This window comes from Saccharothrix stipae, assembly GCF_054781895.1.
Genome location: NZ_BAAGTN010000002.1, coordinates 487545 through 502346, shown reverse-complemented (window position 1 = coordinate 502346; position 14802 = coordinate 487545). Strand labels below are relative to the sequence as shown.

Here is a 14802-nt window from a genome sequence, read left to right as displayed (position 1 = left end):
GTGCGCTGTGCTCTGGTCATGGACCAGGCGCAGCGCACCACCCGAGCCAAGATCGCAGCCGACATCTCGTGGGCGAAGTGTTCCGACCGGTCGCGCCGCACCGCGCCTGCCCGTGAAGCGTCCATGGCGCGGTTCGAGCGCGAAGTGGACCCGAACGGCGTGATGAGCCCGCAGGCGCGTGCGCTGGCCGCAGACTCGGCCCGCCGGGCGTACTTCCGCAGGCTCGCGCTGGCCAGCCACGCCGCCCGCCGCGCCAAGCGGGCCGGCTAGCCAGGGCCGACGCGCATCCGGCACAGCAGGCAGTGCGGCGCACCCTCGTCCCGCTCCAGCCGGTGGCGGAACAGCATCCGGCCGCACATGGTGGTGACGACGCCACGAGGCTGCCCCGGCTGGAAGAACGGAACGGCGTGGGCTACGCCGTCTTCCAGCCAGGTCCACCAGACGACCGTGCCGGTCATCGTCGAGGCCACCCGATGGTGGTCACGCGTATGGCTGGCGGGATGACGACGTCGGCACCCATATGAGACCTAACGGCCGATCGGATCATCGGATGTTGCGCCATTCGGGTGTTTCCGCGGCGATGCGCCACGATACCTCCCCGAAGCGGCGCGCGATGGTGTCGAGGATCAGGTCGTGCACGCCGCGGCCGGCGTTGTCGACCACGGTGTTCATGACCTCGTTGGCACCCTCGACGTCGCCCGCCCGCAGATGCGCGCCGACAAGCCTCACCGTGCGCTGCATGTACGCCCTGACCTGCGCCGCGGCCTCCTGCGCCGACTGCGGCATCTGCTGCCCCATCACAGTGCCCCGCCCTGGTGCGCGGCGAGGATGCCGCGCACGGGGCGCAGCACCCCCGCCACGGTCGGGCGCCGACCAGCCCCGAGGGGAGGCGGGCCGGTCGGCTGCTGGGGGGCAGACGCCGCGGCGGGGGCGTGGCATCTGCGGTGGTAGCCGTTCGAGATGCGCACCGCCACGGCGATCGCGAGGCACGGCACGGCGAGGACAGCGATGAGTACGAGCGCTGCGGTCACAGCAAACCTCCAGGGGGACCACCGGTGCGGCGGGCCGGATCCACACCCGCCCGCCGCCCGGTCGCCGACCGCAAGCGCATCCTGGGCAACCCAGGCAAGCGATCGGCGCCCGGTCACCGTACAACTGAAGATGTTCAGTTAGCCATTCTCCGTTTGGGGGATTCGTCGCAGCGTCTCATGAACGGCAGGATGGTGCGAGACACACCCGAGGAGGAGCACGTGGCCGTCCCGAACCCGCTGCGCATCGAACTCGGCCAGCGGCTGCGCACCTACCGCGAACGCGCCAAGGTCACGCTCGCGCGGATCGACGGCGACCCCGGACTCCGCTGGTATCCGGGCAAGGCCTCCAAGGTCGAGTTGGGCCAGCGCGTGCCGGTCGCCGCCGAGATCGACCGGCTGTGCGACCTCCTCGCCGTCACCGCCGAAGAACGCGAACAGGTCGTGGTCCTCGCGGCGGCCGCCCGGCGCCGCACCCGCATGCCCGCGCACGTACCCGACTGGGCGCAGAGCTTCGTGATGTTCGAGCAGTCGGCCAGCCGGATCGACTACCACGACGAGGTGCTCATCCCCGGCATGCTCCAAGCGCCCGGCTACGCCCGCGACCTCCTGACACAGGGCGGCGTCGAGGACGTCGATCAGCGGGTCGCCGAGCGCATCGTCCGCGGACAACTCCTCCGGCGCGATGGCGGACCTCAGGCCAGGATCGTGCTCGGCGAGGCTGCACTCCACCGGCTGCCGGTCGACCTCGCCGCGGCACGCGAGCAGCTGCGGCACCTGCTCGACGCCACCGAGTGGCCGCGCGTCGATCTCCGGATCCTGCCGTTCCGGGCCGGCCTGCACCCGCTGCTCGGAATCGGCTGCACCGTGGTCCGCCTCGACGATCCCGCGGTCGTCCGCGTCTACCTCGAAGGGGCCACCACCAGCACATACCTGCACGAACCCGACGAAGTCAAACGATATGAACACCTGCTCGACCAGCTGTGGCCGCTCGCGGCCCACCCCGCGGAAAGTGCGACCATCCTCCGTGAGCGCATCCAGCAACTCGGGTAACGGAGGAGGCATGCACAACCAGGTCAACTGGGGTTCTAGGAGGAAGAGCAGTCGATCACAGGGCGCGAACAACTGCGTCGAGGTAGCCCATGGAGACCGGCCGGTGGTCGGCGTGTGGGACACCAAGCACCGTGACGCGGGGCCCATCGTGGTGCCGGCCGCACGGTGGCAGGCGTTCGTCGCAACGATGAAGGACTGACGCGGGGGCGCGCGGCCCGTAACGCTCGACACGGGCCGCGCGACCTTTGTCGGAGACGACCACCGGAGGAAGCTATGTCCCTGCGCACATACGTGTTCATCGTCGGCGGGCTGATCGCCACCATCGGGTTCTTCGCGTTGCTCGCCCCCGTTTCTACGCGTCAGGGCTCAGCGCTCGGCCTGGAAGTGGAGTGCGGCACCGGGTTTGCGATGCTGGACAAGCAGGCTTACGGGAACACGCCGGGCTGGCGCGCGACCTGCGAGGACGCCACTGGAACACGTCGCGCGTGGGCGTGGCCGCTGCTGATCGGCGGGCTGCTGGTAGGCGCGGGCGGGTTCGTGGTGCGGGTGAAGCCGGAAGAGCCGGCGGCCGGTCCTGCCGCGGCGGCTTAGCGGCGTTCCAGGCGTCCGAGCCGCTCGGCGAGCGCGCGGAGTTCACGGTCAGTCTTCAGTCGGCCAGTCGTCGGCAGCGTGCTGGCGCGCGGCTGGACGTGCACGAGCGGCCTGCGGATGGCGCGGTCGACGGTGATCTCCACCTCGCGAATCACCGCTGGCACCTTCAGCCCGGTGCCGTAGCCGACCTCTCCGAGTACCTTGTCGCCGAGCCGGTAGTCGACGCCGTAGGTCAGCCGGTCGGTGTCGAGCGGTACCAGGTCGACGGTCTCGACCGGGCCGACCTCGCTGAGCCGCTTCGTGGCGGCCGCGGTGAGCTCGGTGCCTCCGTCGGTGTCGGAGGCTGATCGAGCGTCGTGGAAGGTCTCGCGCCACCGCCAGTCGGCCACGCCCGCCGAGTTGGTCGCGGGCCGGAACATGCGGGTCGTCTCTTCGCCGCGGCCGCCGGCGACCACGAAGGTTGCGGGCGGTGCCTGCAACTCGTAGGTGAGGCTCTGGAGGTTGCGCAGCGCGATCGAGAACCGGGCCGACGCGGTGCGGTCGACCACGGCGGCGATGCCGAGGGTCCGCACGCCCGCCGTGGTCGAGGTGACCGTGATGGCCAGCCCCGCCTGTTCGGCGAGTGGGGCGACGACGTCGAGCAGCGGGTCGAACCGCGCCCGGCCCGAGGCGGTGCCGCCGATGGCGGGGTCGGTGATGTTGCTGACGAAGTTTGCGGTCTGTCGCGGGGTGAGGGCGAGGTCGCCCGCGTTGTAGCGGATGTACTGGAGGATCACGGTCGAGGCGACGCCGGTGCGGATGTCGTAGGCCGGGGTGCCCTGGGCTGCCGAGTTGACCAACGGGTTGGGGTAGGCGAGCCGCTCGGCCAGCACCGTCATGTCGTCGGGGCCGGAGAGGGTCGCCATCGGCGTGCCGGTATCGCGGTCGACGGTGAGTTTGGCGCGGTCGATGTAGCCGCCGAGTCCGTCGACCGGCTGGCCGTCCCATGCGACGCGCCAGCCGCCGTCGAACACGTCGAGGTCCACCGCGCTCAGCGGGGCGACCAACGACCAGCGGCCGACGCCGTTGTGTCGTACCACGACGGTGGCGGTGCGGTAGCGGATCGGGGCTCGGCGGGCACCGGCCGGGCTGATCGGGTAGGCGATCGGCGGGCGGCGGGTCACCACGGCGCACCGTACCGGGGGTAGAACTCCAGCACGATCTCGGAGTCGGCGGTGGCGCCGGTGAGGGTCAGGTCGATCGAGGTGGTGCCCGGTGGGATCTCCCACAGCGCGGACCCGTCGACCAGGTTGTCCCACCAGTCGGTGCCGGCGGGCTGGAGTGAGATGTCGGCGATGGTGGGGTCGGTGACGATGGTGAGCACCTGTCCGCCGGGGATGGACTCGGTGACTCGCAGCACCTCTCCTGAAGCCTCGTTGGTGGCGATGAAGTCCGAGCCGGGCCCGGTGACCCGCCACACGCCCAATGCCGCCTCAGAGCCGGGGTTGACGATCTCGGTCGGGCCGAGCACCGACGACCGTGAGATGCGCAGCGGCAGGAAGTCGGCACCCAGGAACGCCACCGGTGACGCAGACTCCCACGACAGTGTGACCGGGTCGGCCGCGTACCAGAACGGGTCCGGCGCGTAGAGCTGCAACCCGAACCGTGCCCAGGTGGTGTCGCCTCCGACGTCGATTTCCTCGTGGTCGGGCAGGCCGGTGCGGTAGTGGCATCGCAGCCGGAACCGGCGCCCGTCGTGCTGAGCCAACTCCAACTCGCCGGGGGCGGGGCGGCCGCCGGGGGCGCGGGTCCGCATGGCGGCGGCCAGCGCCCGGATACGCGTCAGGTACTCGTCGCGGTCGGCGCCGGTGACGAGCATGGGCAGCATGGGGGCGCGGGGAAGCGCGTAATCGGCGTCCACGGTGTCGCCGTCGGACCACACGGACGCGTCGGTGACGAGCTGGTGCTCCACCTCGCCGAGGCCGCGCGATCCCTTGAGGACGCGGTAGCCGGCGGCGCGGTCGGTGAGGACGATGGGGTCGAGGCCGGTGTGTGCGGGCGGGTACCAGGTGATCTGCCTACTCGTCATAGATCACCTCTGCGTCGTGCAGCACGTCCCGCAGCTCCTTGGCGGTCGGCAGGGTCTTGATCGCGTGCATGTTCACGTAGACGTTCGTGGTGCGGCCGGGCGCGGCCGAACCGAACAGCGCGGCGCCGTCGCCGCCCGCGATGCCCGGCGGCGTACTGGTGGCGGTGGACGGCATGCGTGCCATGGGCACCCTGGCCAGGTCGGTCTCCGGGATGCGCACGTCGCCGCCGTTGGCCTGGTTGATGGCTTCCAAGAATCGACCCCACTTCGCGGCGGCGCGCCGGTTGACGACGAACTCCTTGCTCGTGAGGGGCACGAGGCGGTCGTCGCGGTCCGGGCCGTCGCCGGGCACCCAGCCGCCGTCGTTCATGCCGGGGTCGGCGGAGTTCGCGGCGGCCACCTTGCTGTCGGCGCGGGTCACCACGTTGATGAACAGCGTTTTCGCCAACAGCTGCTTGTCGTTGACCTCTTGGATCTTGCGCACGGCGTCGGTGTTGTCGCCGGTGAGGACGACCTCTTTGCCGCCTGGCAGCGAGTAGACCGCTTGGCCGGTTTCGTTGACGCGGGCCGTGACGCCCATGGACGCGAGGGTGGCCGCGTCCATGCTGGCAATCATGTTCCGGAGGGCGGCCGGCGCGTCGTTGCCCGCAGCGCCAGCCAGGCGCAGGATCTCCTTGTACTGGGCTTCGGTGACCAGCCTGGCCACCTCGCTCGCGGACTTGCCCGCGTTCTCGGCGGCGACCTTCTTGCCCAGTGCGTCGACCGTGACCAGCAGTTGCGTGGCGTAGGCGTTGTTGGCGGTGCGGGCCTCCAACGATCCCGCGCCGTGCTCCCTGGTGGCGTCCGCCGCGGCCTTCTGCGCACGCTCGGTGTTGAGCAACGACGACTCGTAGTTCAGGCCCGCGGCGGATGCGGCCATGGTCATGCCGAGCTGTTCGGCGATCTTGTCCGTGTGGGACTGAGTGGCGGCCGCGGCGTCACGCTGCGCCTGCTCCTGCTTCTCCACCTCGGACCGGTACGCCGCGCCCGCCGCCTCCGCCTCGCTGGAGGACTTGCCATATTGGGCGACAGCTAGGTTGAGCTCGGCTTGTGTACGTTGGACCGGGCCTAGTTCGGCGAGATGCTCGTTCCATGCCGTTGTGGCTGCGTCGACGGCCTGCTGCTGCTCGAAGATCGCATCGTTCATCTTGCCGAGCTGCACGTCGTCAGCACCGGCGGCGATTGCGTCAGGCGAATTGGCCCACGCGTCGCGGGCGGCCTTCAGCCGCGCAAGTTGGTCCGTTGCTGCGCGGAACTCCTGCATTTGCGCGCGCGCAGCGTCGCCACCCTTGAGCAGGTTTTGGACGAACGAGTCCGCACCCTTCTCGATCGCCTGCTGCTGCGTCAGGTAGGTACCGGCGAGGACACCGACCGTGGCGAGCGCGATCCCGAGCGGCGAGGCCGCCTTGGTGAGCATGCCCATCGCCCCGGCGGCGGCGCCGGTCGCCTTGCCCGCCTTGTCCATCTTGTCCGGCAACGGGGTCGCAGCGACCACAGTGGACGTCAACGCCGAAGCGACCGACGCCTTAGCGACCAGGTCCAGCGCACCGCTGTAGATCCTCCACGCCGCAGCGGCCGACAGGACGACACCGATCGACGTGCCCACCGCACCCGAGATCGGCTCAATCAGGTCCAGCACGCCGGACAGCACGTCCATCACCAGGCCGGCCGACGACATCAGCGCCGGAAGCGCCCCGTCCGCCAGCTGGGTCAACAGGCTGATGGCCTGCTGGACGAGCGCCGAGAACTGCGCCGAGTACGGCGCGAACGCCGTGGTGGCCGACTGGAACAGCGTGCCCGTGCCGCCCAACACCGACCGCAGGACGCCACCGAAGTCCGACACGACCCGGCCGGTCGACTCCGCGTCGTTCGTCGCGTTCTCGAAGAACTCGCCGACACCCTCGCCGACCTCGGTGAACAGGTCACCCCAGCCCTCGACGATCGGCCCCGACCGGGACACCGCCTCCGCCATACCCGGCACGGCGCCGCGCGCGAAGCCCGTCACGCCGCGGGTCAGCTCGGCGATCGCGGGCGAGGCGTCGGCGAACAGCTGCCGCACCTCGGGCCGCAGCTCCGACCAGGCCAGCGCGAACTCGCCCGCCGCGTCGACCAGGTCGCCCTCCAACGGCGCGGCCATCGCCTGCGCGTCACGGACGATCTGCCCGGCCAAGTCGCTGTAGCTGTCCGACACCGCCTCGTTGCTCTTGAGGATCATCGCCGCCGCGACCGCGACCCCGACCGCGGGCAGCAACGCCGCCGCACCGGTCGCCGCGCCCACCGCCGCGAGGATCGCGGGCAACGCCCCGATCGCCTTGACCAGACCCAGCTTCGCCGCGGTGTGCGCGACCGTCGCCGCGGCCGCCTCGTCCTCCGCCTCCGCCTCCTGCTCGACCACCGGGATGGCCTGCGTGCGGGCCGCGGTGAGCTGTGCGGTGATGTCGGCGGCGTTGCGCTCGGCGGCCGCGACACCCCGCAGGGCGGCGGCCAGCTTCTCCTCGGCGGCGGTGAGACGCTCGGCCGGGACGTTCTCCGCGCTGCGCAGCGCGTCCAGCGCGGCCTGCGCGGTGCGGACCCGACCCAGCGCGGTCTCCTGCGCGTCCGCCGCGGCTGCCATCTTCAGCTCAAGGCCGGTGATGGTCTTCTCGACCTTGGCGTTCAGCGACGCCTGCGCCGCTTCCGCCTTGGCGACGGCTTCAACGAACGGCGCGGCGTCGGCGTCCAGCTTCGGCTTCTGCGCCTCGACGTCGGCCTTGAGCGTCTTCGCGTCGGCGCGGGTCTCGGCGCTCTTGGCCTTGTACCCGGAGGTGTCCAGGGTGACGATGCCCCGGATGTGGCCGACGGTCGTGCTCACGACGCCAACCCTCCCGCCGGGGTGTCACTCACGGATCACACCGAGCGCCGCGTCCGCCTCCTCGATGCCCACCTCGTCGGCCGGTGCCTGCCTGGCGGTGAGGTGCCGCCACGTCCGCGACTCCGGCGACAGCCCGAACAGGCGGCCCTGGAACCACCGCCACGTGCGCCGGTCGATCTCGCCCGGCACCGCCAAATCCACCCGGTACTCGCGGTGGAAGTCGGCCTCGATCAACTCCCACGCCGCGAGGAAGTCTCCCCACCCGAGCGACGCACCCGACGGCGCCGACCGGTACCGCTGGAGCTCCTCCGCGTCGATGAACTCCGGGATGTCCTCCGGTCCGTCGACGCGGAACGGGCTGGGGGGCCGACATCACCCTCGGGCAGCCCCTCGGTCCACACCAGCTCGGCCGCCGCCTCGCCGGCCATATGCCAGGTGAACAGGGTCAGGTAGACGTGCCGGACCTCGGCCGCGGTGCAGCCGGCGTCCAGCAGCGGCTGCCACTGGTCACCGATCAGGTCACGCATCGCCTGGTCCTCGGTGACGGACTGGTACGCCGCCTCGCCGAGGTCGTCCGGCTCGCGGCCCTCGGCCAGCGCGGCCGCCACCTGCTTGGCGACCACCTGCGCCTCGGCCAGCGCGAGGCCGGTGCGCATGGGGATCGACCGGGAGAAGCGGAACTCCCGCCCCCGGATGGGGAGCACGATCGGTTTGGCGTCCACTTCGGAGCGCAGCGCGTGCAGTTCGGGGAAGGTGGGCACGGGGTCTGCTCCGATCAGGGCGTGTGGGTGTAGGGGGTCAGCACGCCGGAGCCCTTCAACGTGCACTTGAACGGCTCGGCCGCCTTCAGGTCGGCGCCGATCCCGCTCCAGTTCACCGAGACGCGGCCCTCGTAGCCCTTGTTGTTGTCCGACCGGAACACCCGGACGTTCGCGTACGCCTCCGGCCCGGTCTCCAACCCGAGGGCCTTCAGGTACGCCTGGCCCGGGTCGTCGACCTGCGCGCTCGTCGGGCCGGTGAAGCCGTCGAAGCCCTCCAGGTTGATCGACCAGCCGCGGTGCGTGGTCAGCGAGTCGTCCCAGCCCTCGCTGTCGAAGTCGGACACGTCGACCTCGGTCTGCGTGATCGGCATCTCGATCTTCGACAGGCCCTTGACGGTCACCCAGTTCTCCGGGCCCGCCTCACCGCCGGTGTCCACCTGGCACCGGTTGAACCGGGCGATCCTCTTCTTGATGGGCGCGGTCATGCGGATGCCTCCAGGCAGTCAACGGTCACGGAGCACGACCAGACCGGCCGGCCCTTCGGGTCCGACCCCTTGCGGGTCGGGCGTGCCTCGTTGGCGTCGCACCGCGCCACGTCGACCTCGTGCTCCGTCCCCGCAGCCCACGTCACCTCACCGGTGCCGTCGACCGCCCGCCGCAGAGCCTCGGCGCCGTCGTACCCGGCCTGCACACCGGCAGACGCGGACGTGCGACGCATGATCTCCAGCTCAGGGGATTCGTAGCCGGACACGTCCAGCGACGGGAACCCCTGCTGGGAACGGATCAGCACGAGGTCGTCGGGCGCGGTGTCGAGGGGGAAGTCCTCGACATAGCACGGCACGGCAGTACCGGCCGCGTTCGGCGGGTACCGGACGAGGCCGAGCGCGTGCAAGTGCAGCGCGAGCGCCTTCGACAACACGGGCGCAGCGTCACGCGCGCGTGTCACCCGAGGTCGTCCCACACCCCCGAGAGGTGATCCATGTAGCGCTGCGCGTTCGACTTCAACGTCCCGCCGAGGTAGTGCGCCTGCCCCTGGTCCTGGTGCGTCAGGTCTTCACGCAACTCCTGGTAGCGGGCATAGACGATGTCGAAGTTGACCTCTGACTGCGCACCCACGCCCAGCTCTTTCACCGTCACGTGCCCGGACCGCGACAGGTCACCCTCCTGGTACGGCACCACGGCCTGCGCGCCGGCCAGCAGATCCTCGGCCACTTCGCGCACCCGCTTCACCGTCGCGGCCTGCATGTCCGTCTCGAACTGGGCCAGCATGTCCCCGAAGTCGTCGCTCACGACACGTACACCTCCCGGTGCATCACCTCGCCGGACAGCGACACCGGGCACTCCACCTTCTCCACCGGGCGCTCCTGGCCGTCCAGCACCAGCCGGTCGCCCGGCCGCACCTCCGGCAGCGCGGGCATGATGACGAGGTCGGTCAACGTCACCACCCGGCCGTCCATGAGCTGCACCGTCTTCGACGTCGGCTCCCGCCGGCACCCCGTCACGTCCACCGCGACCGCCCAGCGCGCGCCGTCACCGACGTCCTCCAGCTGCGACCGGTGGCCGACGGTGTGCGGCCCGCCGATCAGGCCGAGGAGGTTCAGCACGACGCCACGCTCCCGCCGATCATGCCCGCGGCCAGCAGCGCCTCGACCGCCTCCGGCGGCACCGTGCCCGCGCCGGCGCCGATCCGCGCCGCGCCGGTCCCGCGCGTACCGCCGCTGACGGACAGCTTGGACGCGGTGACCGAGCCGCCGCCCGCCAGCAGCTCCACGAGCCCGGCGCCGCCGACCGCGGTCTCCAGCGCGCGCGCCGCGTACCGGGCCTTCACCGTCTCCGCCACCGCAGCCACCACGTGCGCGCGCTGCTCGGCGTCCTCGACGTGCTCGTCCGCGTCGTCCAGCACCGGCCACCACACCACCCGCGTCGTGAGCGACCGCACCGCCTTGTCGATGGCGCGCTGCACCGCCGCGTCCTCCGTGCCGGTCGGGATGTCCCCGTCGTCGAGGTAGTCGCGCACCTCGCCCACCGTCGCCCAGATCATCATGCTCACCACCTACTCGAAGAACAGCAGCATCGCGCCGCCGCTCGCGGGGATCTCGATGCCGTACGCCTGCGCCACGTCGTCCCGCGCCGGACCCGGCGCACCCGTCGCCGGGTCGGTCACCGCCGCGTCCAGCCCCGGCCGCATCGCGGTCAGCGTGGTCGGCTCGGCGCCCAGGTCGTACAACGCGGCCAGCAGCGCGTTCTGCCAGTCCAGGTCCACGCTGCGGCCGATGTCGGCAACGTCGCCGCCGTACCATCTGTTGACGCCCCACCAGCCGCGCCACGAGCCCGTGTTGAACACCAGCGCGCCGGAGCTCCGGCGGTAGAGGGTGAACCCGGCCGGGAGCAGGTCGGTGTTGCCGGTGTAGACGGTGCCCGCGGCGTTGACGCCCTTGCCGTCGAAGTCGACCTGGTGCGGGTTCAACTCCACCAGCCCGTCCGGCTGTCCCTCCGACCCGTCCGGGATGTCGACCTCGTAGCCCATGGTCGTTTTCACGGTGGCGAACGTCTGCCCGGAGGTGAGCGCCTGGATGCTCGCGCTGTTGCGCCAGATCGGCAGCGACTTCGACGTGAACGGCACCCTCAACTGGTCGACGACCGCGCCGTTGACGAGGAACAGCTGGCCGGTCAGCGCGTTCTCGCGCCGCACGTCCGTGTTCGCCTTGCCGTTGGCCGCGAGCACGTCCCGCCACGTGCCGGTCCACTCCGGGTTCGGGTCGTACCCGGTGCCCGCGTGGCCGGCCGACACGTCGCGCGTGCCCGACTCCTTGTAGCAGATCATCGTGCGGCGCGCGGTGTCCGCGCTCGCGAAACGGGTGTGCCACAGGGCGGTGTTGCTGCTGTTGCACAGCAGGTTCACGCCCGCGTCCAGCGTGTTGGTGTAGGCGTCGTAGACCCCCGCGGTCCAGTACTCGGAGTGCCCGAGCAGCACCACGAGCGCCGCGTCCTCCAGCACCGTCGGGTCGACGTCGAGGTCCACGTCGGACAGGTACGTGAGGTCGTAGCCCTGCGCCTCGGCGAACACGATCCAGCTGTGGTCGGCGTCCCACAGGTACGTGTTGGGGTTGCCGGCCATGGTGTGGAACGGGCGGTCCCAGCTCACCGCGTAGGCGCGGTGGCCGAAGTTGTCGGTCGCGCCGTCCGCGCCGTGCCGGTACAGCGACCGGCCCGACACCGTGCCGGTGCTGAACGACCCGTTGTCGCCGACCGCGCCCCACGCGTTGTACGCCTGGTACGTCATGTCCGGGATCGTCGCAACCACGCGGCCAGCCGTGCTGCCCTTGACGACGAAGTGGTGCGAGCAGAACTTCGACGTGTCGTCGGTGCGCCGGATCAGCGCGTAGTACACGCCGGGGCAGGCGTCGGCCGGCACGGTCCACGTCGCGTTGGTCGTCCACGCGCACGACGTGCTGCCGAGCGTGCCGTCCACACTGGGCGCGGGCTGGCTCTCGATCGTGCCGGTGACGTTCGCCGCCACCCGGCGCGCGCCGAAGCTCTCCCAGCCGTAGTAGCCCAGCCTGAACAGCTCGACCCTGAACGGGTTGCCGGTGCTGTCCACCTTGAAGTTCACCACTTCGCCGGGGTCGTACGACACCTTGTCGGTGTAGCCCGCGATCGTCGCCGACACCCCGCCCGCGCCCGTGAACCAGAACGCCGAGTCGGTGCCGGGCAACGTGTTCTCCGCCGCCACCTCGTTGCGCTCCGGCACCGACGCCACGCCACTGGTGTCGGTGTACAGCACCTGCACCGCGTACGCCGTCGTGCTGCCGCTGGGATTCACGAACTGCGACGTGACCCGGTAGTTGCCCGCCGACTCCGTCACCGGGAACGAGTGCGTGGCATCCACGTCGGCCAGACCCGACGCCCAGACGAACTCGGCTCCGGAGCCGGGCTGGTTGCCGCCCTCGCCGTACAGGTGCCCCAGCGGGCCGAAACCGCGGAGCTTGTTCAGGTCGTTGTGCGGGCGGCTGCCCGACGGTGCAGCGACCGCCCACCCCGCCACGAGCAGGCCGTCCGCCGCCGCGGTCACGGCGGACGTGGGCGCGGTCTCGTAGTTCCCGGTCGGCGGCGCGTCCGGCACCGCGCCCGCGCCGTTCCCGGACCACGCCGAGTAGGCGGTGCCCGGCCCGAGCTCATAGACGAGGCCGGAGACGTTCTCGGCGCCGTTGAGCGTGATCGCGACGCTGGTCTCGCCACCGGCGGCGACGAGGTCGGACACCGAGATGTCCATGCCGCCGCCGCCGTAGGTCGTGCGCTTCGTCCCGCCGGTCATGGTGACGATCGCGCCACCCGCCGCGAACAACACCAACCGCGAGCCCGCCGTGGCGGCCGGGATCGTGATGGACTTCGCAGCACCGGCGGCGGCCACGTGCGACCACTCGGTGACGTTCCGGACCAGCGCCACCTCAGAACCCCTTCGCCAGGGCGAGCACGCGCCACTTGCCGGACGCCGCGTGGTACTGGGCGCCGAGCACGTCGGTCGCCGCCGGGGCGGTGGACAGCGTCACCGCCGGCAGGTCCGCGCCGAACACGAACGCGTTGCCCAAGGTGATGGTCCGGCCGCCGGTCGCGTCCTGCGTGAACTCCCACGTGAGCCGCTGCCCGTCGACCGGGTTGGTCGGGTTGGCCAGCGTGCGGTTGCCCGCCAGCGTCACCCGGAACACGTTGGCCACGCTGGCGTCCGTGGTGATCGTGGCGGCGTCGGTGAGCGTGACGGGGGCCTTCTGCCGCACCGCGTCGAGGTCGACCGCGCCGGTGATGTCCGGCGTCACCCCGTCCACGCTCGTCACCACCGGCACCCCGCCGCCCGTCACCGGCGTCACCGGCGCCAGGTCGGCCAGGTCCACCGTGGCGGTCAGCGCCGGCAGGCTCACCGAGTACTCCTGCTCCGGCTGCCCCGACACCGCAACCGTCACGTCGTACACGAACCCCGTCGGCGCGAGATCCGGGTCGTCGGTCGCGGGCAGCTTGACGCCGAGCCCGCCCGCACCGACTGCCCCCGTGGGACCGACGAGCTTCCCGTCCGCGTCGAGGGTGCACACGATGTCGCCGGGCACCAACGTCGCGTCGGCGCTGGCGTCCTTGAGCCACGGATCACCGCTGGCCCGGAACTTCACCGTGCCGGTGCACGCGGCACCGGTGTAGGTGAGGAACTGGCCGGTCACGGTGACCAGCGAGATATTGCCCGGCAACGGCACCGCTCAGCCCTCCGTCGGGTGGTGCTGGCCGGTCGCTACCTTGTCCATCGTCGCCCGCGACCACACCGAGCTGCGCACCCAGCGGGTCAGACCGAACGACGCCAGCGCGGACACCAGCGACACGGCGGCCGCGATCCGGGTGTCCGGGATCGCCCACCAGCCCAGCGCGTTGCCCGCGATCAGCGCCTGCCGCACCCGCTCGGCCAACTTCGCCGGCTCCATGTCCCGCACGGTGGCCAGCACGTCCGACACGTACGCGCGCACCCGCGCCCACAGGTTCTTCACGACGTTCCCCCTCAGCCCAGCTCGACGCTGTACGCGATCGGCCGCTCGGACGTGTACTGGATGGACACCTGGTCGCAGCCGGCCGGCAGCTTCCACCAGCGGCGGTCGTCCGATCGCAGCGTGAACGCCGGCGGCCCGCCCAGGTACTTGCGGCCCGCGCCGATGAACAGCAGGCCCTCGATCTTCGCGTCCTTCCAGCCGGTCGCGATGCCGAAGAACCCGGCGTCGCCCACGGTCGGGAAGGTCACCAGGTGCTGCGCGTGCTCGCCCGGCGACCATTCGCCGGTCGTCACTCGGGGCATGTCGTCGTCCTCGTCCTTCTGGTTGGTCCCGCCTCGGGCGAGGTCCAAGACCACGTCCCACGGGTAGTTCGGCTGGGGGTCCGTGTGGTCCGTCTCGCCCCACGCGAGGGAGATGTCGCCGTGGCCACACACGCCGGACTTCCCGGCGCGCACCTCGGAGGGCGACAGCTTCACCAGCGGGATGCCCCACCGGGCCGACTTGGCGCGGAGCCACGCGGCGGTGTGCCGCAGCATCGACATCGGTGACGGGATCAGCCGGGTGGCCTTGAGGTGCGGCACGTAGACGGTGACGTCCTGCTCGGACAGCCACTGCGTGCGGGACAGCGCGACGAATGCGCACTGCTCGATGTGCAGGCCGCGCGCGTTGCCGGTCGGGCCCGCAGTCCACGCCGCCCGCTCGTCCGGCACCAAGTCGGACAGCAGGCCGCCCGCGTCCGACACGGCGTGCGCGGAAGCGTTGGGGTTGTTGTTCAGGTACGCCGCCATGTCGTGGCGGCGGATGATGCCCTCACCGGTGTGCGGAACCAGCAGGCTCGGGCGGACACCGGGCGGGCGGGGGCTGGAGTAGGGCACGGACGTACGGT

At 71.2% G+C, this 14802-nt stretch carries 21 protein-coding genes; 4 read left to right on the top strand and 17 right to left on the bottom strand.

Annotation, left to right across the window (positions count from 1 at the left end):
- The first annotated feature begins 18 nt into the window (after positions 1-18).
- Positions 19-270 (top strand): hypothetical protein, encoded by a 252-nt coding sequence (locus tag ACYVLT_RS05240; RefSeq protein WP_461118948.1) that lies wholly within the window; start codon positions 19-21, stop codon positions 268-270.
- Here ACYVLT_RS05240 and ACYVLT_RS05235 read toward each other — a convergent pair.
- From ACYVLT_RS05235 to ACYVLT_RS05225, 3 genes are all read right to left on the bottom strand, one after another.
- Positions 267-470 carry a hypothetical protein gene (locus tag ACYVLT_RS05235; RefSeq protein WP_461118947.1) on the bottom strand — a complete coding sequence of 68 codons (204 nt, stop codon included), beginning with the start codon at positions 468-470 and terminating at the stop codon, positions 267-269. The two genes, ACYVLT_RS05240 and ACYVLT_RS05235, sit on opposite strands and share 4 nt — an antisense overlap.
- Positions 471-543: 73 nt before the next feature.
- On the bottom strand, positions 544-798 hold the full coding sequence (locus tag ACYVLT_RS05230; protein WP_461118946.1) for a hypothetical protein: 255 nt from the start codon (positions 796-798) through the stop codon (positions 544-546).
- Entirely contained in the window at positions 798-1031 is a 234-nt protein-coding gene (locus ACYVLT_RS05225; RefSeq protein ID WP_461118945.1) for a hypothetical protein, read from the bottom strand. The genes ACYVLT_RS05230 and ACYVLT_RS05225 overlap by 1 nt, the downstream gene beginning before the upstream one ends.
- A gap of 24 nt (positions 1032-1055) precedes the next feature.
- Between ACYVLT_RS05225 and ACYVLT_RS05220 the strand changes: the two genes are divergently transcribed.
- From ACYVLT_RS05220 to ACYVLT_RS05210, 3 genes are all read left to right on the top strand, one after another.
- Positions 1056-2081 (top strand): helix-turn-helix domain-containing protein, encoded by a 1026-nt coding sequence (locus tag ACYVLT_RS05220; protein ID WP_461118944.1) that lies wholly within the window; start codon positions 1056-1058, stop codon positions 2079-2081.
- Between the two features lie 10 nt (positions 2082-2091).
- Entirely contained in the window at positions 2092-2280 is a 189-nt protein-coding gene (locus ACYVLT_RS05215) for a DUF397 domain-containing protein (RefSeq protein WP_461118943.1), read from the top strand.
- Positions 2281-2354: 74 nt separating this feature from the next.
- Positions 2355-2672: a hypothetical protein gene (locus ACYVLT_RS05210; RefSeq protein ID WP_461118942.1), complete on the top strand. Its 318-nt coding sequence runs from the start codon at positions 2355-2357 to the stop codon at positions 2670-2672.
- Here ACYVLT_RS05210 and ACYVLT_RS05205 read toward each other — a convergent pair.
- The 14 genes from ACYVLT_RS05205 to ACYVLT_RS05140 are packed head-to-tail and all read right to left on the bottom strand — an operon-like array spanning position 2669 to position 14791.
- Positions 2669-3835 carry a Gp37-like protein gene (locus ACYVLT_RS05205; RefSeq protein WP_461118941.1) on the bottom strand — a complete coding sequence of 389 codons (1167 nt, stop codon included), beginning with the start codon at positions 3833-3835 and terminating at the stop codon, positions 2669-2671. The two genes, ACYVLT_RS05210 and ACYVLT_RS05205, sit on opposite strands and share 4 nt — an antisense overlap.
- A complete protein-coding gene (locus tag ACYVLT_RS05200; protein ID WP_461118940.1) occupies positions 3832-4740 on the bottom strand; it encodes a phage tail family protein in 909 nt (302 codons plus the stop codon). Before ACYVLT_RS05200 ends, ACYVLT_RS05205 begins: the two co-directional genes overlap by 4 nt.
- Positions 4730-7630, bottom strand: coding sequence for a hypothetical protein (locus ACYVLT_RS05195; protein ID WP_461118939.1), 2901 nt, complete (start codon positions 7628-7630; stop codon positions 4730-4732). Before ACYVLT_RS05195 ends, ACYVLT_RS05200 begins: the two co-directional genes overlap by 11 nt.
- 24 nt (positions 7631-7654) lie before the next feature.
- The gene (locus tag ACYVLT_RS05190) at positions 7655-7864 is read right to left on the bottom strand and encodes a hypothetical protein (RefSeq protein WP_461118938.1); all 210 of its coding nucleotides are present in this window, start codon (positions 7862-7864) and stop codon (positions 7655-7657) included.
- A complete protein-coding gene (locus ACYVLT_RS05185) occupies positions 7861-8391 on the bottom strand; it encodes a DUF7426 family protein (protein ID WP_461118937.1) in 531 nt (176 codons plus the stop codon). Before ACYVLT_RS05185 ends, ACYVLT_RS05190 begins: the two co-directional genes overlap by 4 nt.
- Positions 8392-8405: 14 nt before the next feature.
- A complete protein-coding gene (locus tag ACYVLT_RS05180) occupies positions 8406-8876 on the bottom strand; it encodes a phage tail tube protein (RefSeq protein WP_461118936.1) in 471 nt (156 codons plus the stop codon).
- Positions 8873-9310, bottom strand: a complete 438-nt coding sequence (locus tag ACYVLT_RS05175; RefSeq protein WP_461118935.1) for a phage tail terminator protein — start codon at positions 9308-9310, stop codon at positions 8873-8875. The genes ACYVLT_RS05180 and ACYVLT_RS05175 overlap by 4 nt, the downstream gene beginning before the upstream one ends.
- A gap of 23 nt (positions 9311-9333) precedes the next feature.
- Entirely contained in the window at positions 9334-9681 is a 348-nt protein-coding gene (locus ACYVLT_RS05170; RefSeq protein ID WP_461118934.1) for a hypothetical protein, read from the bottom strand.
- A complete protein-coding gene (locus ACYVLT_RS05165) occupies positions 9678-9995 on the bottom strand; it encodes a hypothetical protein (RefSeq protein ID WP_461118933.1) in 318 nt (105 codons plus the stop codon). The genes ACYVLT_RS05170 and ACYVLT_RS05165 overlap by 4 nt, the downstream gene beginning before the upstream one ends.
- Positions 9989-10435, bottom strand: a complete 447-nt coding sequence (locus ACYVLT_RS05160) for a hypothetical protein (protein ID WP_461118932.1) — start codon at positions 10433-10435, stop codon at positions 9989-9991. The genes ACYVLT_RS05165 and ACYVLT_RS05160 overlap by 7 nt, the downstream gene beginning before the upstream one ends.
- 9 nt (positions 10436-10444) lie before the next feature.
- Positions 10445-12838, bottom strand: coding sequence for a N,N-dimethylformamidase beta subunit family domain-containing protein (locus ACYVLT_RS05155; RefSeq protein WP_461118931.1), 2394 nt, complete (start codon positions 12836-12838; stop codon positions 10445-10447).
- Between the two features lies 1 nt (position 12839).
- Positions 12840-13631, bottom strand: coding sequence for a hypothetical protein (locus tag ACYVLT_RS05150; RefSeq protein WP_461118930.1), 792 nt, complete (start codon positions 13629-13631; stop codon positions 12840-12842).
- A 3-nt stretch (positions 13632-13634) separates the two neighbouring features.
- Complete coding sequence (locus ACYVLT_RS05145; protein ID WP_461118929.1) at positions 13635-13916, bottom strand: hypothetical protein; 282 nt, start codon at positions 13914-13916, stop codon at positions 13635-13637.
- 11 nt (positions 13917-13927) lie between these two features.
- Entirely contained in the window at positions 13928-14791 is an 864-nt protein-coding gene (locus tag ACYVLT_RS05140; RefSeq protein ID WP_461118928.1) for an N-acetylmuramoyl-L-alanine amidase, read from the bottom strand.
- Positions 14792-14802 lie beyond the last annotated feature (11 nt).

Bases quoted from the DNA above. Each gene is read 5' to 3' on its own strand.
- ACYVLT_RS05215 (WP_461118943.1), top strand. From the start codon at position 2,092: ATGCACAACCAGGTCAACTGGGGTTCTAGGAGGAAGAGCAGTCGATCA.
- ACYVLT_RS05210 (WP_461118942.1), top strand. From the start codon at position 2,355: ATGTCCCTGCGCACATACGTGTTCATCGTCGGCGGGCTGATCGCCACC.
- ACYVLT_RS05160 (WP_461118932.1), bottom strand. From the start codon at position 10,435: ATGATGATCTGGGCGACGGTGGGCGAGGTGCGCGACTACCTCGACGAC.
- ACYVLT_RS05180 (WP_461118936.1), bottom strand. From the start codon at position 8,876: ATGACCGCGCCCATCAAGAAGAGGATCGCCCGGTTCAACCGGTGCCAG.
- ACYVLT_RS05230 (WP_461118946.1), bottom strand. From the start codon at position 798: ATGGGGCAGCAGATGCCGCAGTCGGCGCAGGAGGCCGCGGCGCAGGTC.
- ACYVLT_RS05240 (WP_461118948.1), top strand. From the start codon at position 19: ATGGACCAGGCGCAGCGCACCACCCGAGCCAAGATCGCAGCCGACATC.
- ACYVLT_RS05200 (WP_461118940.1), bottom strand. From the start codon at position 4,740: ATGACGAGTAGGCAGATCACCTGGTACCCGCCCGCACACACCGGCCTC.